Annotated in this window: 25 protein-coding genes; 20 read left to right on the top strand and 5 right to left on the bottom strand. The window is 38.7% G+C overall.

The features are described 5' to 3' along the window. Positions 1-4: 4 nt before the first annotated feature. Together DRF67_RS11455 and DRF67_RS11450 are read left to right on the top strand one after the other, a co-directional pair. Complete coding sequence (locus DRF67_RS11455) at positions 5-739, top strand: LytR/AlgR family response regulator transcription factor (protein ID WP_115928442.1); 735 nt, start codon at positions 5-7, stop codon at positions 737-739. Positions 740-815: 76 nt separating this feature from the next. Continuing rightward, positions 816-1,370 carry a lipocalin family protein gene (locus DRF67_RS11450; protein WP_115928441.1) on the top strand — a complete coding sequence of 185 codons (555 nt, stop codon included), beginning with the start codon at positions 816-818 and terminating at the stop codon, positions 1,368-1,370. A gap of 154 nt (positions 1,371-1,524) precedes the next feature. Here DRF67_RS11450 and DRF67_RS11445 read toward each other — a convergent pair whose 3' ends face one another. Continuing rightward, the gene (locus tag DRF67_RS11445) at positions 1,525-1,998 is read right to left on the bottom strand and encodes a DUF7832 domain-containing protein (RefSeq protein ID WP_115928440.1); all 474 of its coding nucleotides are present in this window, start codon (positions 1,996-1,998) and stop codon (positions 1,525-1,527) included. 116 nt (positions 1,999-2,114) lie between these two features. On the opposite strand from DRF67_RS11445, the gene DRF67_RS11440 reads away from it, so the two are divergent. The 3 genes from DRF67_RS11440 (at position 2,115) to DRF67_RS11430 (ending at position 8,148) form a co-directional block, all read left to right on the top strand. Continuing rightward, positions 2,115-3,365, top strand: coding sequence for a CinA family nicotinamide mononucleotide deamidase-related protein (locus DRF67_RS11440; protein WP_115928439.1), 1,251 nt, complete (start codon positions 2,115-2,117; stop codon positions 3,363-3,365). 103 nt (positions 3,366-3,468) lie between these two features. After that, entirely contained in the window at positions 3,469-5,526 is a 2,058-nt protein-coding gene (locus tag DRF67_RS11435) for a M13 family metallopeptidase (RefSeq protein WP_115928438.1), read from the top strand. A gap of 525 nt (positions 5,527-6,051) precedes the next feature. Continuing rightward, positions 6,052-8,148, top strand: coding sequence for a M13 family metallopeptidase (locus DRF67_RS11430; RefSeq protein WP_115928437.1), 2,097 nt, complete (start codon positions 6,052-6,054; stop codon positions 8,146-8,148). Positions 8,149-8,212: 64 nt separating this feature from the next. Here the strand turns inward: DRF67_RS11430 and DRF67_RS11425 are convergent, their stop codons facing one another. Then, positions 8,213-9,259 (bottom strand): hypothetical protein, encoded by a 1,047-nt coding sequence (locus DRF67_RS11425; protein WP_115928436.1) that lies wholly within the window; start codon positions 9,257-9,259, stop codon positions 8,213-8,215. Between the two features lie 368 nt (positions 9,260-9,627). Here DRF67_RS11425 and DRF67_RS11420 point away from each other — a divergent pair, with 368 nt between their 5' ends. The 9 genes from DRF67_RS11420 (at position 9,628) to DRF67_RS11380 (ending at position 18,051) form a co-directional block, all read left to right on the top strand. Continuing rightward, entirely contained in the window at positions 9,628-10,074 is a 447-nt protein-coding gene (locus DRF67_RS11420) for a type VI secretion system contractile sheath small subunit (protein ID WP_165851790.1), read from the top strand. Positions 10,075-10,094: 20 nt separating this feature from the next. Next, positions 10,095-11,456 carry a DUF5458 family protein gene (locus tag DRF67_RS11415; RefSeq protein ID WP_115928435.1) on the top strand — a complete coding sequence of 454 codons (1,362 nt, stop codon included), beginning with the start codon at positions 10,095-10,097 and terminating at the stop codon, positions 11,454-11,456. A gap of 65 nt (positions 11,457-11,521) precedes the next feature. After that, positions 11,522-11,992 (top strand): hypothetical protein, encoded by a 471-nt coding sequence (locus DRF67_RS11410; RefSeq protein ID WP_115928434.1) that lies wholly within the window; start codon positions 11,522-11,524, stop codon positions 11,990-11,992. A gap of 67 nt (positions 11,993-12,059) precedes the next feature. Then, positions 12,060-13,094, top strand: coding sequence for an A/G-specific adenine glycosylase (mutY, locus tag DRF67_RS11405; RefSeq protein WP_115928433.1), 1,035 nt, complete (start codon positions 12,060-12,062; stop codon positions 13,092-13,094). A gap of 44 nt (positions 13,095-13,138) precedes the next feature. Then, positions 13,139-13,696 (top strand): gliding motility lipoprotein GldD, encoded by a 558-nt coding sequence (gldD, locus tag DRF67_RS11400; protein WP_115928432.1) that lies wholly within the window; start codon positions 13,139-13,141, stop codon positions 13,694-13,696. Positions 13,697-13,723: 27 nt separating this feature from the next. Then, the gene (locus DRF67_RS11395) at positions 13,724-14,647 is read left to right on the top strand and encodes a PfkB family carbohydrate kinase (protein WP_115928431.1); all 924 of its coding nucleotides are present in this window, start codon (positions 13,724-13,726) and stop codon (positions 14,645-14,647) included. Positions 14,648-14,733: 86 nt separating this feature from the next. After that, positions 14,734-16,101, top strand: coding sequence for a peptidylprolyl isomerase (locus DRF67_RS11390; protein ID WP_115928430.1), 1,368 nt, complete (start codon positions 14,734-14,736; stop codon positions 16,099-16,101). Between the two features lie 176 nt (positions 16,102-16,277). Beyond that, positions 16,278-17,267, top strand: a complete 990-nt coding sequence (locus DRF67_RS11385; RefSeq protein WP_228435789.1) for an NAD(P)H-dependent flavin oxidoreductase — start codon at positions 16,278-16,280, stop codon at positions 17,265-17,267. Positions 17,268-17,280: 13 nt separating this feature from the next. Further along, entirely contained in the window at positions 17,281-18,051 is a 771-nt protein-coding gene (locus DRF67_RS11380) for an alpha/beta fold hydrolase (protein ID WP_115928429.1), read from the top strand. A gap of 36 nt (positions 18,052-18,087) precedes the next feature. Here DRF67_RS11380 and DRF67_RS11375 read toward each other — a convergent pair whose 3' ends face one another. The 3 genes from DRF67_RS11375 to DRF67_RS11365 all read right to left on the bottom strand — a co-directional run bounded on the left by DRF67_RS11375 (position 18,088) and on the right by DRF67_RS11365 (position 20,325). Next, positions 18,088-18,705 carry an HD domain-containing protein gene (locus DRF67_RS11375; RefSeq protein WP_115928428.1) on the bottom strand — a complete coding sequence of 206 codons (618 nt, stop codon included), beginning with the start codon at positions 18,703-18,705 and terminating at the stop codon, positions 18,088-18,090. 28 nt (positions 18,706-18,733) lie between these two features. Continuing rightward, positions 18,734-19,033, bottom strand: a complete 300-nt coding sequence (locus DRF67_RS11370) for a rhodanese-like domain-containing protein (protein ID WP_115928544.1) — start codon at positions 19,031-19,033, stop codon at positions 18,734-18,736. 74 nt (positions 19,034-19,107) lie between these two features. Next, positions 19,108-20,325 carry a porin family protein gene (locus tag DRF67_RS11365; protein WP_115928427.1) on the bottom strand — a complete coding sequence of 406 codons (1,218 nt, stop codon included), beginning with the start codon at positions 20,323-20,325 and terminating at the stop codon, positions 19,108-19,110. Positions 20,326-20,421: 96 nt separating this feature from the next. On the opposite strand from DRF67_RS11365, the gene queG reads away from it, so the two are divergent. From queG to DRF67_RS11335, 6 genes are all read left to right on the top strand, one after another. Beyond that, positions 20,422-21,366: a tRNA epoxyqueuosine(34) reductase QueG gene (queG, locus tag DRF67_RS11360; RefSeq protein WP_115928426.1), complete on the top strand. Its 945-nt coding sequence runs from the start codon at positions 20,422-20,424 to the stop codon at positions 21,364-21,366. A gap of 353 nt (positions 21,367-21,719) precedes the next feature. Continuing rightward, entirely contained in the window at positions 21,720-22,403 is a 684-nt protein-coding gene (locus DRF67_RS11355) for a TIGR02117 family protein (RefSeq protein ID WP_115928425.1), read from the top strand. Between the two features lie 3 nt (positions 22,404-22,406). Further along, positions 22,407-23,051: a murein L,D-transpeptidase catalytic domain-containing protein gene (locus DRF67_RS11350; protein WP_115928424.1), complete on the top strand. Its 645-nt coding sequence runs from the start codon at positions 22,407-22,409 to the stop codon at positions 23,049-23,051. Between the two features lie 187 nt (positions 23,052-23,238). Next, positions 23,239-23,691 (top strand): SRPBCC family protein, encoded by a 453-nt coding sequence (locus tag DRF67_RS11345; protein WP_115928423.1) that lies wholly within the window; start codon positions 23,239-23,241, stop codon positions 23,689-23,691. 168 nt (positions 23,692-23,859) lie between these two features. Next, positions 23,860-24,207: a hypothetical protein gene (locus tag DRF67_RS11340; RefSeq protein ID WP_115928422.1), complete on the top strand. Its 348-nt coding sequence runs from the start codon at positions 23,860-23,862 to the stop codon at positions 24,205-24,207. A gap of 59 nt (positions 24,208-24,266) precedes the next feature. Then, entirely contained in the window at positions 24,267-25,355 is a 1,089-nt protein-coding gene (locus DRF67_RS11335) for an efflux RND transporter periplasmic adaptor subunit (RefSeq protein WP_115928421.1), read from the top strand. Positions 25,356-25,368: the final 13 nt, after the last annotated feature.

Raw genomic sequence — 25,368 nt, 5'->3', positions numbered from 1 at the left:
TCCAATGAAGATAAAAGCCGTAATTGTAGATGACGAAATCATCGCAAGAGAAGTTTTAAGAAGCTACCTCACTAAATATTGTCCGCAGGTGGAAATACAGGGTGAAGCTGAAAATATCAAAGATGCAGTTCCTCTGATTGCTGAAAAACAGCCCCAACTGGTTTTTCTGGATGTGGAAATGCCGTTCGGAAACGCGTTTGATGTTCTGGAGGCTACCAAAGACTTTTCTTATGAGACCATCTTCATCACTGCGTTTTCACAGTATTCATTGCAGGCCCTGAACAAATCTGCCAGCTATTACATCCTGAAACCCATTGATATCCAGGAGCTGATCCTGGCAGTAAATAAAGTTGGTGAAAGTCTTGAAAAGAAAGAAGAACTGAACCGTAACAAGATCCTGCTTGAAAATCTAAAACTAAAGCCCGAAAAGCAACAGCTTATTCTGCCAACGTTACAGGGATTTGATGTGGTGAAAACCGAAGATATTCTCAGGCTCCAGGCAGACGGGAACTTTACACAGGTCTATCTTACCGATGGTTCCAAAAAGATGGTGTGCCGGTTTCTAAAACATTTCGATGATCTTCTGGAGAATCCTTTTGTGAGGGTTCACCGCTCTCATATTATCAATACCGCTTTTGTGAGATCCTACCATAAAAGCGGAACCGTAATGCTTTCTGATGATACGGAAATTGAGGTTTCAGGAAGCTTTAAAGATAATTTTCTAAAGGTATTTTCGTAGAATTTATCGTTCCTTAACAGGGTAAAGGCATTATTTTTGACGTTCTCATCTCACAACCACACAAAATATTTCTGTTATGAGAACTCTTCACAAAATACTGATTCCCGTATCCTTAGGAGCAATAGGGCTTCTGATTTTCAATTCCTGCTCGGTGGGAATTCCCAGAGGCGCAACAGCTGTCAAAAATTTTGATATTAAAAAATATCTCGGCAGATGGTATGAAGTGGCCCGTTTCGACTATAGGTTTGAGAAGAATATGGATAATGTGACCGCAGAATATTCAGCAAATCCTGATGGAACCATTCAGGTTAGAAATAAAGGATACAATTACGTCAAAAAAGTCTGGGAAGAATCCATTGGTGAAGCAAAATCAGTAAAGGATCCCTCAGAAGCGCGTCTTAAAGTATCTTTTTTCAAACCCATCTGGGCTGGCTATAACGTAATCGATATTGATGAAGAGTATCAGTACGCATTGGTCGTAGGAAGCAATTTAAAATATCTCTGGATTTTATCCCGGACAACTACAATTCCGGAAAGCATACGTCAGCGTTTTCTTGAAAAAGCAAAAAAAATTGGCTACAATACAGATGAACTGATCTGGGTAAAACATAATCAGGATCCCGTAAAATAGCATAAACTCAATCTTTAGAATGGTCTGCGATCAATATCAAAAGTTGGGACTAGTATGCCTGACCTCGTAGGGTTTTTCTATTCAAGCTCACAAAATTTTGCTTACCCCAACTTTTGAACCGGATCGATTCTTTTAGCTCTTATTGATTTATATTTTAGCTTCCAAGATACTCTTTCCACTCCTCAAAGCGATGGTCTATCACTTGCTTCATCAGATCATAGTTTTCGTAGGTGTCCTCAATATGGTAAAATGTTTCGTATTCATCATCATTTTCCTCAGCTTTCGCATCAAAAATATTCACGTAATCATCAGCAAATGAACTGTATCTGTTGCCAAAATCCGTGTCATCCGCATAATAATCCCTGGCAAAGCTGTTTCCGAGATCATTCAGGTCAGGATCAGAAAACTTGCCATCGCGAACATCCATGACAAATTCAGCACCTGTAATTTCTCGCTGTTTTAATTTTTCAATTTCTTCTGCTGCCTCTTTTTTTAATTCCTCTGAAATGAGATTATGGTGAATGCACCAGTTCAGAAACATTCCGGTATGGGTTGCTCCGTTTTTCTTAGGAAGACCTTCCGGAAAATCTCCGCCATAATGCCATGAGGCATCATCATATGTAGACATAATCTTTAATTATAGTTAAAAACAATTTTTGCCAAAAATAGAAAAAATCATTTTATGTTGCCGCAGCCATTGATTTTTCCGTCATTTGCAGAGAATTTTTTTCAACAAACTGATCTATGGAAAAAGCTGTTCTGATTACTATCGGCGACGAAATCCTTTCCGGGAATACGATAGACACCAATTCGAATTTTATTGCCTCTGAACTTAAAAATATAGGGATAAAAGTCTCTCAGATTTTTACTATTTCTGACGAAATTGAAACCATTAAAAAAACTTTAGGTGAAGCCTTTGAACTGGGAGACCTCGTCATTACCACAGGAGGGCTCGGGCCAACCCGGGATGATAAAACAAAAAAAGCCCTGGCAGAGTTTTTCAATGATGAAATTGCCCTGGATGAGGTAACGTTTAATCACCTTAAGGAATATATGGAACGAAGAGGGCGTACTGATATTCTGGAAAGAAACAGAGAACAGGCTTTTGTACCTACCAGATCCACGGTGTTTCAAAATCAGTATGGAACTGCGCCCTGCATGATGATGGAGATGGACGGGAAACTTTGTTACAGTCTGCCGGGTGTTCCCTATGAGGTGAAGCCGCTGATAAAAGATCAAATCATTCCTTATCTGCAGGAAAAATATAGCCTTCAGTATATACATACGAGAATTGTATCCGTAGTGGGAATTCCTGAAAGTGTTTTGGCAGATACCATTGAAGAGTGGGAACTTGCCCTTCCGGATAATATCGCGCTGTCCTATCTCCCGGTGGGAACAAGGGTAAAGCTCAGATTGACTGCCTCCGGAGATCATGAGGCATTTTTGCAACAGCAGGTGGAACGTGAGATTCAAACACTTCTTCCTCTATTAGGAGATCATGTGATTGCCGTATCAGAAGATAAGATCGAAAATATTCTGGCAGAAATACTGACCGAAAGAAAACTGACTATTTCTACAGCCGAGAGCTGTACGGGCGGAGAACTGGCAAAAATGCTAACCGCTGTTCCGGGAAGTTCAAAATACTATCTTGGTGGTTTGGTGCCCTATGCTACAGAGAAAAAAATAAAGATATTAAATGTTTCCAAAGAAACTGTGGAACAGTTTACAGTGGTGAGCGAGCAGGTCGCCAGTGAAATGGCAAAGGGATGCCAGAAACTGTTTGAAACTCATATTTCTCTCTCTACAACCGGTGTCGCAGGCCCGGGAAAAGGAGAAGACGGGAAAGAGATAGGAACCGTTTACTATACCATAAGAATCAATGATAAGGAGGTAACATCAAAACTCTATATGCCTCATCTGGAACGGCTGGATTTTATGTATTTTGTTTCCCAGAAGGTCATTCAGGACCTGGTAGGACTGTTGGTTGCACAGTGATTTTCCGGCTTCCCATCGCTTTTACGTGAATAGCAACATTTTTTTACAAATACAAGTAACAAAATGTAAATAAATAATACCTATTGTATAAATTGTTATCATAATGAAAAAACTTACGCTTTCTTTGTTTCTAATAGCAGGGATCTGCTCTCAAAATACATTGAGTGCACAAAATAAAGCTGCTAAAGTGGCAGTGAATAATACGGATAAAGGCCTAGACATAAGCCTTATGGATACTTCCGTGCGTCCACAGGATGATTTTTATAACTATGTAAGCGGAACATGGATGAAAACCGCTAAGATCCCTTCTGATAAACCAACGTGGGGAAGCTTTAACAAACTGGGAGAAGATACGGATAACAATTCCATGACCATTCTGAACTCTCTTCTGAAAGATAAATTTGCAGACGGTAGCGAAGGGAAAAAAATTCAGGACCTGTATGCTTCTTATATGAACATGCAGAAAAGAAATGCAGATGGAATAAAGCCTATTCAGGATCACCTGACTAAAATTGATGCGATCAAAAATATGGCTGATCTGCAGAACTACCTGGCGTCTGTAACAAAGGAGGGTGAGAACATCTTCTACGGATGGGGAGTCTATGCTGATCTTAAAAATTCCAATATGAATGCGGTTTACTTAGGGGAAGCATCTCTTGGTTTAGGGAGAGATTACTATCAGAAAGTAAATGAAAAAAATACGGAAGCTATTGCTGAATATCAGAAATATGTAGCTTCTATGCTTAAGGAACTGGGCTACAAGAATGCTGATGAAGCAGCAAAAGGTATCGTTGCTTATGAAAAAAGTATTGCACAGACCCTTTTAACCAATGAGCAGAGCCGTGACAATACTCTTCAGTATAACCCGCAGACGATGGCCGAGCTTTCAGCTTTGGTAAAAGGAGTTGATTTGCCTACTTACCTTAAAAAAGTAGGGGTAAATACAGACAAAATAATCATCGGTGAACTGGGATACTACAAAAACTTTGATAAATTGGTGAATACTCAGAATCTTCCTGTCATTAAGGATTATCTGAAATTCCATATGATCAACGGAAGCGCTTCTTACCTGAGCGAAAAGCTGGGGGATATGAAATTTGATTTCTTTGGTAAATATTTAAGAGGCCAGCAAGAGCAAAGAGCTTTGAACAAAAGAGGTTTTGAGTTGATCAACAGAAACCTTGGTGAAGCTTTTGGAAAATTATATGTAGAAAAATACTTTCCGGCCGAAGCTAAGGCTCAGATGGTAGAACTGATCGATTACTTAAAGAAAAGTTTTGCCGTACACATCAACAACCTGGCGTGGATGTCTTCTACAACTAAAGAAAAAGCAATGAAGAAGCTGAATAAGTTTACGGTAAAAGTGGCTTATCCGGATAAATGGAAAGACTATTCAAAATTGGTGATTACTCCTGAAGCACAAGGAGGTACTTTATATTCCAACCTGCAGAACATCGGCGAATGGCAGTATAACAAAGATCTTGCAAAAATTGGAAAGCCGGTTGACAAGACAGAGTGGGGAATGACACCGCAGACTGTAAATGCATATTACAATCCGGTATACAATGAAATTGTATTCCCTGCAGCTATCCTTCAGCCGCCATTCTTTAACCCACAAGCTGATGCTGCCGTGAATTTCGGTGGAATCGGTGCCGTTATCGGACATGAAATGAGCCACGGATTTGATGATTCAGGTGCTCAGTTTGATGCTGACGGTAACCTGGTAGACTGGTGGACGCCTGAAGATAAAGCAAACTTCGAGAAAGCTACCAAAGCACTTGCAGCTCAATACGACAAATACGAGCCTGTAAAAGGAACTTTTGTAAACGGTACTTTCACAAACGGTGAAAATATTGCCGATCTTGGAGGAGTAAACATTGCTTATGATGCCCTTCAGATGTATTTGAAAGATAAAGGGAACCCTGGGAAAATCAGCGGCTTTACTCAGGATCAAAGATTCTTCCTGAGCTGGGCAACGGTTTGGAGAACTTTATCAAGTGAAAAATATATGATCAATCAGGTGAAAACTGACCCGCATTCTCCGGGATATTTCAGAAGCTTCGGTCCGTTGATCAACGTTGATTCGTTCTACAAAGCATTTGATGTGAAAAAAGGAGATAAATTATACAAAACTCCGGAAGAGAGAATCAAAATCTGGTAAACCATATAAGCCGCTCAGCAATGAGCGGCTTTGTTTTTTGAGATCAAAGAAAATCTTCCATTGACGACATCACTTAAACGATCGCTAAGGCGTTTTACTCAGTATCAAAAAAATTGCTGAATGAAGTGCCACCGCGAACGGAAATCATACACAACACAAATAACCTTGCAAACATTGCGTTAAAAAATAGGTGCACGCTTTAAAGCTCTTGTTAAAAGAGTAAACTCATTTTTTTAATCAAATAACAAAGAGAGTTGCCGAAATAAACCGAAAACTATCTTATACATTACTAATACCTGTATCCTATTAATCTATAACGCTGTCATGAGTTTAAAGTATGTCACTTTAGCCATTGTCAAAAAATATATTTTATAAAAATGGCAACTTTTCCGTTGTTCTATGTTTCAATTATTATCAATTCCTATTCTGTATTTTGAACTTTAATTGCTGCTTACATTTCCTTCACCATATATCGTTAAAGTTTGTATATTTGATAAGTTTGTGTAAAAATCAAAAATTATTTTAATGAAAAAGCTAAATATCGGAATACTTGCCCTATCAGGTATTGTATTTCTCAATTCGTGTGGTGCAGCAAAGACTGCAGGGACAGAAAACAAAACAGAGACTACGGCAAAGGTTGCTGAACCGGTGAAAGAAGAAATGAAAGAAGAAGGGATTAATTTATCGTATATGGATACCAATGTCCGCCCGCAGGATGACTTTTTTAGCTATGTGAACGGAAATTGGGTGAAAAATACACAGATTCCTTCCGATAAAGCCAATTGGGGATCTTTCAATGCCCTGAGAGAAAATGTAGATGATGCTTCATTGGATATCCTGAATAAAATTCTTACCGAAAATTATACTGCAGGATCTGAAGGACAGAAAATTCAGAATCTCTACGCTTCTTTTATGGATACCAATAAAAGAAATGCAGACGGATTATCTCCTATCAAAGCTGATCTTGCTAAAGTAGATGCTATCAAAAGCGTAGGCGATCTTCAGAAATACCTTCTGGAAGCTACCAGATTGGGTGACAACTCTTTCTATGGATGGAGAGTGGGAGCCGATATGAAGAACTCTAAAATGAATGCCGTTTATCTTGGAGGTCCGGATCTTGGTCTCGGAAGAGACTATTATCAGAAGGTAAACGAAGCCAATACCAAGACTCTGGCGGAATACCAGACCTATATTGGGAAGCTTTTCGGCATTTTAGGCTATAAAAATTCAGCTGATGCAGCAAAGAATGTTGTAGATTTTGAAAAACAGCTGGGGAATTATTTACTGACGCTTGAGCAGAACAGAGATGCCAATTTGAGATACAACCCTAAAAATGTTTCCGAATTATCAGCACTGGTGAAAAATGTTGACCTTGCAAAATACCTCAAAGAAGCCGGAGTGAATACAGACCGTGTGATCATCGGAGAGATGAAGTATTACCAGAATATGGATCAGTTCATCAATCAGAAGAACCTTCCGTTGCTGAAAGATTATCTCAAATATCACATCATCAATGGAAATGCCAGTAATCTCGATGAGGGACTGGAGCAGATCAGATTTGATTTCTATTCAAAATATCTGCAGGGACAGAAAGAGCAGCGTCCCATGAACAAAAGAGGACTTACCCTGGTGAACGGTGTCCTGGGAGAAGCATTCGGTAAGTTGTATGTAGATAAATACTTTACTCCTGAAGCCAAACAGCAGATGGAAACTTATATCGATTACCTTTTAAAATCGTTTAAGAGCCATATTGCCAGTATAGACTGGATGTCTCCGGAAACCAAAGTGAAAGCTCAGGAAAAACTGTCCAAGTTTACGGTGAAAATCGCCTATCCTGACAAATGGAAAGACTATACGAAGCTGAAAGTGGAATCTCCAAAACAAGGAGCGACCTTATATTCTAACCTACAGAACGTAGCCGCATGGCAGTATCAGAGAAGTCTTGACAAAGTTGGGAAGCCTGTAGATAAAACAGAATGGGGAATGTCTCCGCAGACGGTAAATGCTTACTACAGCGGATCAAATAATGAGATTGTATTCCCTGCAGCCATTCTACAACCGCCTTTCTATAACCCTAAAGCTGATGCAGCTGTTAACTTTGGAGGTATCGGTGCGGTTATCGGACATGAGATCTCTCACGGATTTGACGACAGTGGCTCCCGTTTCGATGGTGATGGTAACCTTAATAACTGGTGGACAGAAGCAGACCGTAAAAACTTTGATGCTAAAGTAGGAGCGCTGGCCGCTCAGTATAGTGGCTATGAGCCTGTAAAAGGAAGCTTTGTTAACGGTAAATTTACCAGTGGCGAAAATATCGGTGATTTAGGTGGAGTAGCCGTGGCTTATGATGCCCTTCAGATGTACTTAAAAGATAAAGGAAATCCAGGGAAAATCAGCGGCTTCACTCAGGATCAGAGATTCTTTATGAGTTGGGCTACCGTTTGGAGAACCAAAGCAACAGACCAATATATGATTAATCAGGTGAAAACAGATCCGCACTCACCGGGAATGTACAGAGCATTCGGACCGTTGGTGAATCAGGACTCATTCATCAAAGCGTTTGATATCAAACCTGGGGACAAAATGTATAAAGCTCCTCAGGACAGAATAAAAATCTGGTAGTTTTACCAAAATTGTCAGAAAAGAAAGAATCCGTCTCCTGTTGAATTGAGACGGATTCTCTTTTTTAATAGGCCTTTTTATAATTCCGGAGAACAAATTTTATTCCGGTTTCTACAATGTCTCCCATGGTTTTACAATACTTGAAGTTAATATCATAAGTAAGTTTTTGTAAGGCAGTCCTGAGTTCTATAACATTTGCTTCCGGCGCGATCTCTTCTCTTTTCATAATAGAAATGAGCTCATCGAATCTGGTTTTGCTGCTGGTTACCCTTTTTACAATTTGTGAGCGTACCTCTTTGCGATACTGTTCTATGGAACTGGGTTTCAGCTTTTCCATGACCATATTGACCATTTGATTGTTTTCCTTGAAATACTGAGGGAGATAAACCTTCAGATTCCCTTCATATGTTTGCTGGTCAAAATCGATGGGGCGAATTCTGTATATAACCTGGTCAAAATCGTGTATTGGAATAACCACATAATTATACGAGCGCATGTCGCCCAAAAGTCCAATGAGGCAGCGTTCATTGAATTTTACAAATTCCTTGGAAATCTGCGCCTTTTCCAGCTCCGTACACATTGGGAGCTGTTTCTGAATAAAAACGTCTCCCGGAATCCCAAGGATATGTTCTTCTATCAAAGTATTTTTATAAATGAGAAAGTTAATCCGGTTGGGAGAAAGAAGGTCTTCAAGTTCCAGACCGTAGATGCGGGAAGCATCCGCCTGTTTGATATAAAAATTGGTATAATTATCATTCAGAATATTTCTCACCCTGATCCGGAAAGGTTTAGAGTTTCCAAAAGTACAGAAGTCGATCGTATCTACTTTCAGATAGGGTAAAGTAGCCTCGTCTCCGTCTGAATGAAGAAGGGTATAAATCTTATTTAAATTAGCTTCGATTTCTTTAAACTCATACTCCGAATAGAGCACCCCGAGCCACAAAGTATCTTTGCCGTCCTGATCCAGAATATTCACACTGTCACTAAACCTCAGGAGGTCCTCATACAGAAAATGAATCTTAGTCGTTCTGTTATATTTCTCCAGATATTGCTGCAGTGCGTCTGAAACGGGAAATATGGGTTTTCTAAACGCTATTTTTACATCTTTCATGTCTGTTTACTTTGCTTAAATATAAAGAATATTTTTTTCAGTACTTATTTTACAGGCTAAAAGGAATTAGATGTTTTGACGGCCCTGGGGATGCCTTTATATAAGATTAAAATGCACAAAGGTTTTATTTTAATTTTTTTGTGATATATTTTATTTATTTTTCATAGCTTAGTGACAATGTAATACAGTGATTGTATGTTAAATATATCTATAGAAATTTAAATAATCTAATAAAAATCTTGACAAAATTTTGTATGTTACAGTTTTTTTTTAAATTTAAAGGCTGGATTTGTAATTTATTTAATACATCTGTAAATTACTCAAGGACAGAATAAAACCAAAATAAGAAATCTCAAAATAATAATAATATGGCAATGTTTAATTATGGTGTTGGCGGAAACGAGGTAAAAGTAGACGCTAATGAAGCTATTCAGGAAATACAGGAAAATAAATCACTGATAGTAAGTCAACTTACAACAGAAGAATCTTATACCCCTGAAATTGTAACAGGATTAAAAACTGTGGAAGATGTTTTCAGACATTTCCAGCCTTCTGTAGCGGTACAGCACGAAACAGAAGATGGTGGAACAGTGGAAGAAGAATTCCGTTTTCAAAATCTTGGTGACTTTACTCCCAAAAGCCTTACTCAGAAATCAGACTATCTGCAGCAGCTGAGCATGGAGCAGGAGCAGTACAACAAAATTGTACGCCAGCTGAAAACTAATAAAATTCTACGCAATATGCTGGAGAACGATCAGACAAGAGCGGCGTTCATCGAAGTATTGAAAGATGTGGCACAAGAACTTGAAAAATAATTAAAGACTTACATTAAATCATGGATAGCAAATTACAGGCGCAGGAAAGCCAGCAGCAGGGTCAACAGCAGCATTCAGGACAACCGAAAGGTAATCCGCTTGCAGAACTTAATAAAATGGGAGGTTTTGGCTTTGTGGAATCCGTAGTAGACGGTATCGCCAATATGAACCCGACGAGAAAAGCCAGAAAGGAAATTTTCCTTAATGATGGCAATAAAGCAGATGAAAGAAAAGAACTTCTTCAGAAGATCAACCTTTGGGTGAGTCTTCTGGAAGGAAGCGAATCTGCTGATAAAATGGCTGAAACGTGTAAGAATAAAGCACAACTCGCCGATCAGAATCTGAAAACAAACTTAAAAAATACCCTTGATGCCGTTCGTATGTTGGAAACCAACTACAGAACAGTAGCGCAGTTCTACAAAAATACAGAACTTGATAAAGTGGATAATGTAAGTATTGTTAATGCAAGCATTGACCAGGTATCCGATCTGGATAATCCACTCTTCATTGATGCAATTTCTGAAGAATTCAAAAACTATTACGACCGTCTGGACCTTAGAGATAATTATTCTATCCTGGCGATACCAGGATACCTGGGATCTAACAAGGTGATTGAGAAATGGGCAAAAATCTGTAACGAAAACAAAGTAATGATGGTTACAGACTTCGCCAACCTTGATAAACCGGATGATGTGGTAGATTTATTCCACTCTGCAAACCTTACAGGAGGCGAGCTTCACAGAAGTAATGTAATTATGACCTGTAACTGGCTGGTAGGACGTGGAAAAGCTGAGGAAGTAGGAGAAGAAGAGAACGTAGAACTTCCACCTTCCACTTCATTGGCTGGAAAAATTCACAAAACACTGATGTCTCAGGTAGCAGCAGGTAAAAAGCATGGTAACATCAACGAAGTAGACGCTGTAAAATTTGAACTGAAGAAAAGTGAAATCTCTCAGCTGGAAAAAATGGGTCTTGTTCCTATGGTGAATGAATATGGAAAAATCATGGCATTTTCTGCAAAAACATTATTTACAGGAGATAATATCGGTCTTCAGACGTACTCTGTAGTTCGTGTATTCGACTATGTAACGAAAGTGTTACTTGACTTCTTGAACAGAAGAGCTTTCGAAAACTGGAATGCCAAGAACGAAGATGATCTGAGAAGACAGATTGTAACTTTCCTGGACAATATCAAAGGACCGGACAAGTTGATCGAGAAATTCAAGATTGTTCGTTTTGAGCAGGACAGAGTCAACAAAGACAGAGTTTGGCTGGACATCCGTATGACGCCTTATTTCCCTACAAAAAGTTTCGTTATTAAACTTGACGGACACAAAGGAGATGATGGTAACGAATGGGATGCTGAATATACTCAGGAATAAAAAAAATATTTTACATAATAAAAACCGATGCAATTTTACATCGGTTTTTTTCTACCAATACACCTATGAATATTAAGATGAATAAAAAGCTTATGGCCGGATTTCCGGCTTTATTGATGATAATTTTAAGCTGTGAAAAAAAATACCAGAGCCCGGGACATTATGAAGAAGATCTTTTTGCCCATGAGCGTAAAGAAGGCAAAGCTTATATCATGAATGAAGATGAATGCTTTGACGGCAGCGAACTCGTTATTGCCAGTTCAGACGTAAAACTGGCAGATAGCTCAAAAGGAAGAGGAAGATCATTCTTTATTTACAAAATAAGATCAGGAAGGACACTAAAAACAGTACGGGATTCAATTGTAGAATATCCCATGCAGTTTCTCTCCGTTCAAAGGTTAAAACTGAATAAGACCGATGATTCCATCTATGTTTACCTCAAACATCTTGAGGGATACCGTTTTATTGCGAAAGATAAGAAACTGAGATATCAATGGCTAAGGGCTGCACCTGTATATGCTGTCAAGAAAAAATAAATAAGCTTATCTTTGTATCTTCAGGTAAAAGAAAATACTCTTTTACAAGATTAAACAGATTAGGTTTTTGGAACAAAATAGAACAAGCCCTGATTTTCGGCATATCGGAAACAGGCTTTTGGAATGGTATAGGAATAATGCACGGGATCTGCCTTTCAGACAGACGAAAGATCCTTATAAAATCTGGATCTGTGAAATTGTTTTTCAACAGACCAGAATCAGCCAGGGATTAAATCATTACAATAATTTCATTAAAAGATTTCCGGACGTGAAAACTCTGGCAGAAGCTGAAGAGAATGAAGTTCTGCTGTACTGGAAAGGCTTGGGATATTATTCCAGGGCCATTAATATCCATACCGCTGCCCAACAGATTATGGACGATTATCAGGGAATATTTCCTTCGCAATATGAGGATATTCTGAAGCTGAAAGGAGTCGGGAAATATACAGCCGCCGCAGTTTCAAGTATATGTTTTGGAGGAAAGATGCCGGCAGTTGATGGTAATTTTTACCGGGTATTGAGCCGTCTTTTTGCGGATGACTTTGATGTCTCAAACTCCAGGGCTTTCACTTATTTTTCTGAACTGGCAGCGTTAATCATGCCGGAGAATGTAGGAGATTTCAACCAGGCGATGATGGATGTAGGCTCTGAAATATGTAAACCTAAAAATCCTCTTTGTGGAGAATGTCCTGTTAATGACGATTGTCTTGCTTTTTCTCTGCAGAAAACTTCAGATTACCCGGTAAAAAGTAAGAAAGTAAAAGCGGAGGATCTTGCTCTGACCTATTACTTTGTCCACAGAAACGGGCAGTTTCTGATCCGTCAGAGAAAAGATGACTTTATCTGGAAGAAATTATTTGAATTTCCCATCTCCATTCCTTTTGAAATGGAACCATTCGTTACAGCTTCAAAAACGATTAGCCACAAGCTGACTCACAAGAATTTAAGCATTGAAATGTTTAATGTTGAAGTGACTTCTGAAGAGGTATGGAATGATTTCATCACTGAAAATCAATATCTCATTACAGATGTTGAAGGCTCCCACGAGAAATCGTTTCCGAAGCCTTTGGAAAATTACATTCAAAACACATTGAAAGACTGAAATTTGTCTTCCGAAATCTAAAATCTAATTTGTACTTTTGCAAAATGATTAAAAAAGTCATTTTTATTTTTGTATCACTGCTTTTAATTTCATGTGGAAAAGACCCTGTTCCGAAACCTTACGGCGAACTGCGTCTTGAATATCCGGCACCGAAGTACCAGAAGTTTGAAAACGACTGTGCCTATACTTTTGAGTTTTCGGATTTTGCCTCGATAACACCAGCCAAAAAACCATGCTGGTTTTACCTGAACTATCCGAAAATGAAAGCCAAGGTATTCGTTACCTATTACCCCATACAGAATGACTTTGCAGACCATATCAGGGAAGCCGAGAAAATGGTATATGAACATACCATTAAAGCAAGTTCCATCGATACCAAATCTTTTCAGTATCCTGAAAAAAAGGTATATGGAAACTTTTATGAGCTGAAAGGGCAGACGGCTTCCAATCTTCAGTTTTACATTACAGACAGCACGAAGCACTTCGTGACTGCTTATCTATACTTTAATACGAGACCGAAACCGGATTCTCTGGCTCCTGCAGTAAACTATATCAAAAACGATATGAAGCACCTGCTGGATTCTTTTGAATGGAAAAAATAATTACTTTTAATATACATTGAAAAATATATGAAACTTTTAGTTGTAGGAAGTGTTGCATTTGATGCAATTGAAACACCATTTGGTAAAACGGATAAGATTTTAGGCGGTGCAGCCACTTATATTGGGATCACTTCATCTATTTTAGGCGTTAAATCCGGAATTGTTTCTGTAGTAGGAGGGGACTTTCCACAGGAACATCTCGATATGTTCACAGGAAGAGAAGTAAACATTGAGGGAATTGAGATCATCAAAGAAGGAAAAACATTCTTCTGGTCAGGAAGATATCATAACGACTTGAATACCAGAGATACTTTGGCCACAGAAGTTAATGTACTGGAGAATTTTGATCCAAAAATCCCGGATTCAATGCAGGATGCCGAAATTTTATTACTTGGAAACCTACACCCGGGAGTTCAGTTGTCTGTACTTGAAAAAATGAATAACCGTCCGAAGCTGGTTATCCTTGATACCATGAATTTCTGGATGGATTGTGCGTGGGATATTCTGATGGAGATGATTGCAAAAACAGATGTCATTACCATCAACGATGAGGAAGCAAGACAACTTTCCGGAGAGTACTCTTTAGTAAAAGCAGCTAAAAAGATCCACGCGATGGGTCCTGAATATGTCATCATTAAAAAAGGAGAGCATGGTGCTTTACTTTTCCATGACCAGAAAGTATTTGCCATTCCTGCGCTTCCACTGGAAGAGGTTTTTGACCCGACAGGAGCCGGAGATACTTTTGCTGGAGGATTTGCCGCATACCTTGCCAAAAAAGGAAAATTCGATTTCGATACCATGAAGTCTGCACTGATCGTTGGATCTGCCATGGCTTCGTTCACTGTAGAGAAATTTGGAACAGAAAGAATAGAAGAAGTAAACGAATCCGATATGTTCACTAGATTGAGACAATTCAAAGAATTGACGACATTTGATGTTGAACTGCAGTAAATAAGTCTTTTTAAGAAATATTTATAATAAAAAATTGAGTAAAATTCGTTAAGAATTCTAAATTTGCAACTTGTTAAAATAGTAAAATGACAAATAAACTAAAAATCACTTTTCTTCTTGGGATTTTTATCATGATTTTTTCTTCAGATATGATGAATGCCCAGCTAAAACAAGGAGATTTGGTGGATGGTATTGCAGCTGTTATCGGAGATGAAATTGTTTTGGAATCCGATGTAGCAGAGCAGATGAATTATGGAAAACAGCAGGGTGCTACCAATACCGATAAATGTGAGTTCCTGGAAAACCTTATCAGCAATAAGCTTCTTGTATACGAAGCAAAAAAAGATACATTGATCGAAAACCGTTCTGCAGCAATTAAAGAACAGGCTAATGCAAAATACCGTCAGTTGCTTTCTCAATTTCCGGATGAAAAAGCATTACTGACTGCTTATAAGTTCAGAAATGCTTATGAAATGAAGAATGCTATCGAAAAGATAGATACTGACCAATATTATGGACAGGCAAAATACCAGAGAGTCACTGAAAAAGCTGACGTTACCCCAAATGAAGTGACAGACTTTTACAATATGTATAAGCTTCAGCTTCCTCAGATCAAAGATGAGGTGACATTGGCTCAGATCATGATTTATCCTACTCTGACAGAAGCTCACAAGCAGGATCTTATCAACAGGCTGAAAAAGATCAAGCAGGATATTGCCGGGGGAGAAACTTTTGAAAGCCAGGCAAGAATTTATTCTGAAGATGAAGGGTCAGCTTCCAATGGGGGATTATATAAAGGGATCAATAAAGGGCAAATGGTAAAGCCATTTGAGGCCGCAGCACTGAACCTTCAGGAAAATGAAATTTCAGATCCTATTGAATCCGAATTCGGATACCACATTATTCAGCTGGTCAAAAAATCGGGTAAAGTATATGATGCAAGACACATCCTGCTGAAGGCCACGCCTACAGATGAGGAAATGAAAACGGCAAAGGCAAAGTTAGACAGCATCAGAGGACTTATAATGGATGGCAAGATGACCTTTAAGGACGCTGCCTTCAGATTTTCAGATGATAAAAGAACCAAATTCAATGCAGGGATAATCCCGGGAGGAGATGGTTCTGATAAAATAGAAAGAGAAAGTATCCCCGGAACTATCAGTTATGAATTGGCTGGTTTGAACAAAGGAGATATCACCACCGCTTTTGAAGATGACGAAAACAGAAGAAAAGTGGTGAAGATCATTAAAATGGATGATGTGATTCCTGCCCACCAGATTACGCTGGAAACAGACTTCAGCAGAATCAAGCAGATGGCGCTTAATAAGAAAAAGAACGAAATGGTAGAAAAGTTTGTTAATTCTAAATTGCCGACAACTTTTATTTCTATTGACGGACGTTACGACAGCTGTAGCTTCAAATCCAACTGGAAAAAAGAAGCCATCAAAAAATAAAATCAAAACCTTCAGAACTTCTGGAGGTTTTTTTATGTCCTCATTCTAAAAGGCGCTTACAGCCTTTGGAAATTCAATTAATAAATCCTGTTTTTCCACCTTAATATTAAGATATTTTTGCTTGAAAATCCTGCAATATATTCCCTTCAAAACGGTTGTTTTTAGTATTTTTACGCATGAGCAATTTTATAGATTTCAATTCAGCAAAAAAACTTCATGAGATGCAGGATAACCAAAATAGAATTACGCAGCTTTTCAATATAAAATATCCTGTTATCCAGGCAGGTATGATCTGGCATTCCGGATGGAGACTGGCTTCAGCAGTTTCAAACTGTGGAGGGTTAGGAATAATAGGTGCAGGAAGTATGTATCCTGATATCTTAAGAGAGAATATTCAGAAATGTAAACAGGCAACAGATCAGCCTTTTGGGGTGAATGTTCCGATGCTGTATCCCAATCTTGAAGAGATCATTCAGATCATTCTGGAAGAAGGGGTAAAGATCGTGTTTACTTCAGCAGGAAATCCTAAAACCTATACAGAAACCCTTCAGAAAGAAGGCATAAAAGTAGCCCATGTTGTTTCCTCTACCAAGTTTGCAATGAAATGTGAGGAGGCCGGAGTAGATGCTGTCGTTGCAGAAGGGTTTGAAGCAGGCGGCCACAATGGAAGGGATGAAACCACTACTTTCTGTCTGATCCCCAATGTCAGAAAACACATCTCTAAACCTCTGATTGCTGCCGGAGGAATTGCTCTCGGCTCACAAATGAAAGCCGCAATGATTCTCGGAGCAGACGGAGTGCAGATCGGTTCACGCTTCGCGGCCACTACCGAAGCCAGTGCCCACGAGAACTGGAAAAGAAAAATTACAGAACTTCAGGAGGGTGACACCCATCTTACCTTAAAAGAGCTGGCTCCTGTAAGAATGGTTAAAAATAAGTTTTTCAACGAACTCGAAGATATCTATCAAACCGGAAGAAACAAAGAATCCTTAATTGCTTCCTTAGGCCGTGCAAGAGCTAAAAAAGGAATGTTTGAAGGAGATATGGAAGAAGGCGAATTAGAAATCGGACAGGTATCAGCTTTAATTGACGACATTCTTCCCGTGGAAGAAGTTTTTCAAAACTTACTTAAAGAATTCAACGCAGCAAACAATCCGCAATTATAATCATGTAAAGGTAATGGAAGGGAGTATCATCAGTGTAAGTGGTAAAAGACTTTATGTAGAGCAGAGTGATTCATTTGAACATAAACCGACAATTGTATTTTTGCACGATTCTTTAGGTTGCAGTCAGCTCTGGAGGGATTTTCCGGCTAAATTGTCAGGACAAACTGAATGCAATGTTCTGATGTATGACCGTTTAGGATATGGAAAGTCTTTTCCAATGTTTTCTCATCAGAGAGAAAATAACTATATGGAGACCGAGGCGGACATTTTAAATGAAGTACTGAATACGTTAAACATCCAGGAAGTCATTCTTTTCGGTCACAGTGATGGGGGAACAATAGCTCTGCTATTTGCTTCAAAATATCCCGAAAAAGTAAAAGCAATCATCTGTGAAGCAGGACATATTTTTGTGGAAGATGTTACCGTAAAAGGCGTTAAGGATGCTTTGGAGGCATACCATACTACCAACCTTCCGGAACGTCTCCAAAAATATCATGGCGATAAAGTCGAAATGATCGTAAAAGCATGGACAGAAATTTGGCTGAGTGACCGTTTTAAAAGCTGGAATATCGAATATGCATTAAAGAATGTGACAAGTCCCCTGCTTTTTATTCAAGGTGAAAATGATGAATACGGTACTTTGGAACAAATGGAGAAAACCGTTTCTCAGGTGAGTGGTCAATCTGAACAATACATTATTCCCGGTCTGGGACACACCCCACATAAAGAAGCCCCGGAACTGGTGCTGGCAAAAGCGGCTCACTTTATAAATCAGAATCATTAAAATAAGAAAAGACGGCCAGCTGGCTGTCTTTTTCTACTAAAGTTGCTGAAGCTCAGCTTCAATATTCCTTCTTGCCTGGATTTCGTATTTTCCTTTAAAGCTCACGGTCTTAAAGATGCTGTCAAGATCCAGGAAATGTTTCAGGACCCTTTTTCTTCCTGGTTTGTAGAGCATATCAGGATAGATGGAATATTCCTTTCTGATCATTTTGGTGTAGGCAAGGTAGCTTTCAAAATCCTTTCCAAGGATGGAAAGATCGGCATCCAAAAGATAATTGGTGTCTTCATGTTCTGATTTTTGATGAAGCCGGGTTGCCAGAATCTGATCAGAAATATACTGTATGTTATTTTGTGGCAGTCCAAGTGCACTCAGCCTTTCTGCAGCTCTCAAAGCACTTTTTTCTTCGTTGGATTTAGAGGTGGGATTGTAGATGATATCGTGATAAAAGACGGAAAAAGATAAAACTCTGAAATCCGAAATTCTTTCTTTTACGGATTCAAGCTCGAGAAACATATTTTCAAGATGCTCCAGATTGTGATAATGCCTGCCTTTTTCGGTATATTGTTTCTCAATCTCCTTCCACAGACCACCTATTTCCTCATGGTCATTCGTAAAACTGAGACAGAGGTTCTCAAATCGGTTCTTAAGGTTCATGGCCCAAAAAGATATAAAAAAAGGAACTTTAAAAAGTTCCCTGATTTGCTTCCAGAACAGCTTTTAGCTCAGCCCAGCCTCCGCCGTTATAACCATCCTTTAATCCTTGAGAGTTCAGATATTCCAATGCTTTTCCGCTTCTGTTTCCACTTCTGCAGAAAATGATTACCGGTTTTTCTACAGACAGAATCTCTTCTTGTCTGTCTTCCACCTCGCCCAGAGGAATATTCTTGGCCCCGTCAATATTTCCGTCCATTTCGAGCTCCATAGGCTCACGAACGTCGATCAATTCATAGTTTCCGGATTGTATTACTTCTATTAAAGACATATTTGGTATTTTAAACATTAAATTACAGACGAAAGTACGTAATTTTTTTGAAAACCTTCTTCTATAATTACTATTTAAAATAGGGTATACCCCAGTATCAAAGATACGGCCTTGTAATCGGATCCTACACTTACATAATTTCGGGTCAGACCTCTGGCGGTGCCTACTCTCACTTCTGCACTGAATCTGTCATTGTACTTAAACCCGGCTCCAAAGACAAAATTACTTACGGATTTCAGTTCTAATTCCGAGTATCTGAATTTTATAGAGGAATTGATGGCAAAATCCAATACATAGGCAGCATTGATAAAAATTTTAGCCCGGTCATTCAGGAAGAAATTATGTCGCACTCCCAACGGAATCTCTATCGATTTATAATCAGCCGTTGCAGTATACCTGTATTCAAAATACGTATTTTCATCATCAACAATTTCCGTGCTGCCTTTATAATACTGATACGTAGGTTCCACAAAGAGAGCCCATTTATTTTTATTGAAAGGAAGGACGTATTCAAATTCAAGTCCGACTCTGAAGGATGTATAATTTCCAAAATCAATATTCAACGTTTTATTGCCATAATTATAATAATTTGTGGTTTCCAGTGAAGAGGAAGTGACTCCCGGTCTGATGCTCATGTGAAACGGACTTTTCTTTTTACCGTTGTCATCATAGGTGACGGCCTGACTTCCGGAACATGAATTATACTGGGTGAACAATCGGGTAAGATCTTTTTTATTATAATTTGAATTTTGAAGCTGCTTGCTTTCAATACCGCATTTCAGGTGGTCCGCAATTTGTTTTTTGTATTCTTCATTGTAGCCGATACTGCCTTCATCTATATAGTAAGGCTTGTAGATAAGCTGCTGCGGAACAGTATTGTCGGCAGAATAGAAATACCTTCTAATATTACCGTCTTCATAATAAAAAAGCCCGGCCTTTCCTTCTACAACATATTTAAGGAATAGGGTTTCCTCCTTAAAATCAGGAGCTTTGTCATGAGACATCAGATTGAGGTTTTCAGAAGAACGGTCGAGCGGTACGGTGGCCCTGATGTATTTTTCTGCCCCGTCAATACTGAACTCCTGAACATTCTTGATATTTTCTTTATGGATATCCTGGGCATTTTCTAATTTGTATTCAAATTCTACAGGATTGTTTTTCCAGCCTGAATTCTTGATGAGAACTTCTTTTTTTTCACCGGAGTTGTTGATGAAGTAACCTTTTTCAAACTTTATTTGTGCATAATATATACTTGTAGCAAGCAAACCTGCTAAAAGACTTATTTTTCTCATAGTTATTAATATAAATTTATAATTTTTTCATCTTTTGAAAGACAATTCTGTAAACCGCTAATTTATAAAATTATCTTAGTTTTGCAATGTGAAATTATGAATCAAAATGCTGAAAAATATGCTCAACTGATAAAGACCAAGGCCCAAAGTTTTGGATTTCAGAGTTGTGGCATTTCCAAAGCTGATTTTTTAGAAGAAGATGCAAGGCCGCTTGAACAGTGGCTTAAAAATAATTTCAACGGAGAAATGAAATATATGGAAAACCATTTCGACAAAAGGCTTGATCCCAGGCTTTTAGTAGAAGGCTCCAGATCCGTTATTTCGCTTTCCTACAATTACTTTCCGGAAGAGAAGATTTCAGTACTGGAGAATTTCAAAATCTCAAAATATGCCTATGCAGAGGATTATCATGAAGTGATCAAAGAGATTCTTCGGGAAATGGTGGCTGAACTGCAGAAAGAGATCGGAGACTTCGGATTCAGGGTTTTCGTAGATTCTGCACCGGTTCTCGAAAGAAGCTGGGCCAGAAAATCAGGAATCGGATGGGTAGGCAAAAATGCCAACCTGATTACCAAACAAAACGGCTCTTTTTACTTTCTTGCTGAAATCATCTGTGATCTTGAACTGAAAGCCGATCATGAAACGACCGATCACTGCGGGACCTGCAGGAAATGTATTGATGCATGTCCCACGGACGCCATTGTATCGGAAAAAATCATCGATGGCAGCCGCTGTATTTCTTATGCAACCATAGAACTGAAAAATGAAATTCCCGATTACTTTAAGGATAAAATGGAAGACTGGATGTTTGGCTGCGATATCTGTCAGGATGTTTGTCCCTGGAACCGTTTCTCTGCCCCCAATATGCAGAGCCGGTTTACGCCCAATGAAGCTTTAAAAAACTTTAAAAAAGGAGAATGGAAAGAACTGACCCAGGAAATGTTCTCCGAAATCTTCAGAAAATCGCCCGTAAAAAGAACAAAATTCGCAGGACTGAAGAGGAATATTGAATTTCTGGAGAAGTCATCAGAGAAAATTTAACCCAAACTTTTGGTGACAATCCCTGTCCCGGAATTTTTTGAATTTCCGGACTAAAGCTGATAAATGACCATTCCTTAAATTTTTTGTCTTAAGGAAGTAAAGATTTAGAAGGGTAATTTCTTTGAAAAGCCTTTCCTAAAAAGAAAAATTGACTTCTGGGAGATCAGATCTCACCGAAAATCAACGTTTTTTTTGTATTCTTTTTGGAGCCGTTTTTACTCTTACTTTAAATCTTTTTTGGGATTTGGTATTTTTACGCATATTTGTGAATATTTCGTAACTAAATATAGCCATTTTTTCGATTAAAACAAATACTTTTACTAAAAATTAAAGATTAAATTTTCGTAAAAAACATGAATGTGAAAATGATACTGATGTTGACCCTGAAAGTTTTGGGAATTATTTTGGGGATCGTGGTGATCTATGTGATCCTGGGGCTGCTGATCCCGTTTATTCCGGTTTCTGCTAAAGATGACGGACAAAAGAAGGAAATACCTGTCTATATTTACACCAATGGCGTCCACACTGATATCGTGATGCCTGTAAAGAATGACCTTCACGACTGGAGCCTTGCCATACCTTTCGCCAATGTAAAGTCAAAAAGAACAGATTACAAGTATATTGGAATAGGATGGGGGGATAAAGGATTTTACCTCGATACACCTACCTGGGCTGATTTGAAATTTTCTACTGCGGTAAAAGCTGCTTTTTGGCTGAGCGACTCTGCGATGCATTGTACGTATTATCAAACCATGACAGAAGGAGATGACTGTAAAATGATCATGATCAGCAGGGATCAGTATAAAAAGCTGGTAGTGTTTGTTGAAAAGAAATTCGACAGAGATCAGAACGGAAACTTTATGCTGATTCCTACAAATGCGGTGTACGGAGATAATGATGCATTTTATGATGCAAAAGGAACCTACAGTTTCCTGTACACCTGCAATACCTGGAGCAATGACGCCCTGAAAGCAGCAGGACAAAAAGCCGCGCTTTGGACTCCTACTGATTTTGGAATTTTTCAACACTATAAATAAGGAATGAAGACCATTTGTCTTATCTTCCTGGCTTTGTGGCTTTGTTCATGTTCACAGGAAAAAAAGGAACTCATCTCCATTACTGAAACACCTGCTGCTGTCATACGGAAACCGGAAGCAGACCTTTCCAAATTGAAGTTGAAAGCTGAAGAAGCATTGAGATTCTGTACTTCAAAGAATTTAAATACTGATTTCTGTATCCTAATTGACATGAGCCTTCATTCCGGAGTTAACCGTTTTTTTATCTGGGATTTTAAGAATAATGCTGTTGCAGAAAAATATCTCGTAGGCCACGGTTGTGGCTCGAATAGCTGGAGTGGAGACGAATCAAAAGACCATCCGGAATTCAGCAATGAGAATGATAGTCACCTTTCTTCCCTCGGAAAATACAAACTGCAGGGAAGAGGTTACAGTGACTGGGGAATCCATATTAAATATCTGATGCACGGGCTCGAGGAAACGAACAGCAATGCATTAAAAAGATTTATCGTCTTTCATTCCTGGGATCTGATGAGTGATGAAGAGATTTTTCCCAAAGGATCTCCGGAAGGATGGGGATGCCCGACAATTTCCAATAATGCGATGAAAGAAATTGACCCGAAGATTCAGCACTCAGAAAAACCGGTACTGATGTGGATTTACAACTAAAAACAGAAGAAAGTAACGCGCATGAAGTCAATGAAACTGATTGATCCGAAACATCGCAGGAACTCTTAGTCTCCCGTTTTATAGATTGTAGTTCGGAATTTCCTTAATTAGCATAAAATTTGGTGCATTGCTTATAGAAGTTACCTTTCTTTTATTTTAGCAAAAGCAATACACGACTATATCTTATATGAAACATACCCTTTTTCGAGAACAGCAACTCAACTGTGACCTTCCAACTGCCTGGAAGTTCTTTTCTTCTGCCAATAATCTTTCGGAGATTACCCCAAAAGATATGGGCTTCATTGTTCTGACAGAAATGAAAGATGATGAAATCTACGAAGGAATGTTGATTGATTATTACGTCTCCCCATTATTTGGTATTAAAATGAAATGGCAGACTGAGATCATCCATGTCGATTTTCAGAGAAGTTTTATCGATTTTCAGAAGAAAGGTCCATATAAATTATGGCATCACCATCACGAGTTTATTCCCAATGAGCATGGGGTCCTGATGAGGGACAACATAGAATATGAGCTTCCTATGGGATTTTTGGGTGAAGCAGCGCACAAGCTTTTCGTAAAAAAGAAGCTGGAATATATTTTTGATTACCGGTTCCGTGTACTGAGCAAATTATTTTGAGCAGTCCCAGAGGTCTGTATACAGAAAAGTATCTGAACTATTATCTTCTATACCATCAGTAGAGCTGATTTTTGCCCATTGTTTAAGTTTTTTTAACACTATACAGACCATAACTCCACTAAAAAATTCTTATTTTTGCAGGACTATCGTTTTTTTACTAAAAAACTAATGTGTTCTGGTGACATGGCAGGTCTGAGGTCCTTTTTCTTATTCTATATTATACTGGTTTTTTCCCTCTTCAATTCGAATTGGGCAGAAAAATCATTACAGAATATTCCTCATGTTCCGCATGTAACTAATGTTCATCTTCTCGACATCTATGAGGAGGCTGATATGAACACGCATGCACTTCCGGCTGCCTCAAAAATTGTAAAGCATTCGGTCCGTAAAGACGATCATGCCGTTGGTGATTTTTCAGGGATCCTAAAGATTATTCCTAAAATTACTCTTCCGGATATTGCGGTCTCTACGATTTGCGGTGTCAAATCGTTCCTCCATCTCCTTCAGTTGTATTAGATTTAAGTTATTGGAAATCAATTTATTTTAACGAATTTTTATAACTTAAACATTTTAAAATGTATTTTAAAAACGTAATAATTTGCATTCTTGCAACATTATTCGCTGCGTCATGCAGTAAAGACAAGAAAAAAAACAATCAACAGCAAAAAGAAGTTCCTGTACTGGAAATTAAAGAAAAAGATACCTTGGTAAGCAACCAGTTTGTCACCGATATCCAGGCCAAAAAGAATGTGGAAATGCGTTCCAGGATTGGAGGTATCATACAGCATATCTACGTGAATGAAGGGCAGTTTGTCCATCAGGGGCAACCCCTCTTCAAAATCAATGATGCGGAGCTGCAGATGGAGCTTCTGAAAGCGAATGCCACCCTGAAGCAGACAGAAGCGGATGTACGCATTGCTGAAGTGGAACTGAAACAGATCCAAAGCCTGCATGCTAAAAAGTTTGTAGCAAACAACGAGCTGGAGATGGTAAAGGCAAAACTATCATCGGCTAAGGCAAAACATGCCTTCGCTGATGCTGAAAAAAGAACCGTCCTTCAGAAAATAAACTTTACCAGAATTACCGCACCATTTGATGGAGTGATTGATGTAATTCCTCATAAGGACGGTAGCTTAGTGGAAAACGGCACATTACTGACTACTTTATCGCAACTCAATGAAGTGTATGCCTATTTTTCAATTCCCGAAAACCTGTATTTTGAGCTTCTTGCCAACGATAAGATCGGAAATCATCAAAAGATTGAACTGACCTTGCCAAACGGGGTGAACTATCAGTTTAACGGAGCTTTGAAAACGGCCGAGGGTGAGATCGACAGAACCACAGGTTCCATTCGTTATAAAGCATTATTCCCTAATCCCAACCGTCTGATTAAGCACGGTACATCGGGGAAACTGATTATTTCCGAACAGCAGGACAATGCCATTCTTATTCCTCAGAAATCTACATTCTCCATTCAGGATAAGACGTATGCTTTTGTCGTGGATAAGCAGAATAAGGTGAAAATGACGAACATTAAGATCGGTGCTACCCTGAGAGATTCCTATATGGTGGAAAGCGGACTTAAAAAAGGAGATTTAATCATTTACGAAGGCACCCAGTCTTTGAAAGATGGTGATGTTATCAGAATTAAAAAGAAATATTAACCTTTCGTAATCT

Origin of the sequence: Chryseobacterium pennipullorum, from assembly GCF_003384725.1 — a bacterium.
Lineage (GTDB): Bacteria > Bacteroidota > Bacteroidia > Flavobacteriales > Weeksellaceae > Chryseobacterium > Chryseobacterium pennipullorum.
Note: the sequence above shows the minus strand (reverse complement) of the source record. Positions and strands in the feature narration are given on the sequence as shown.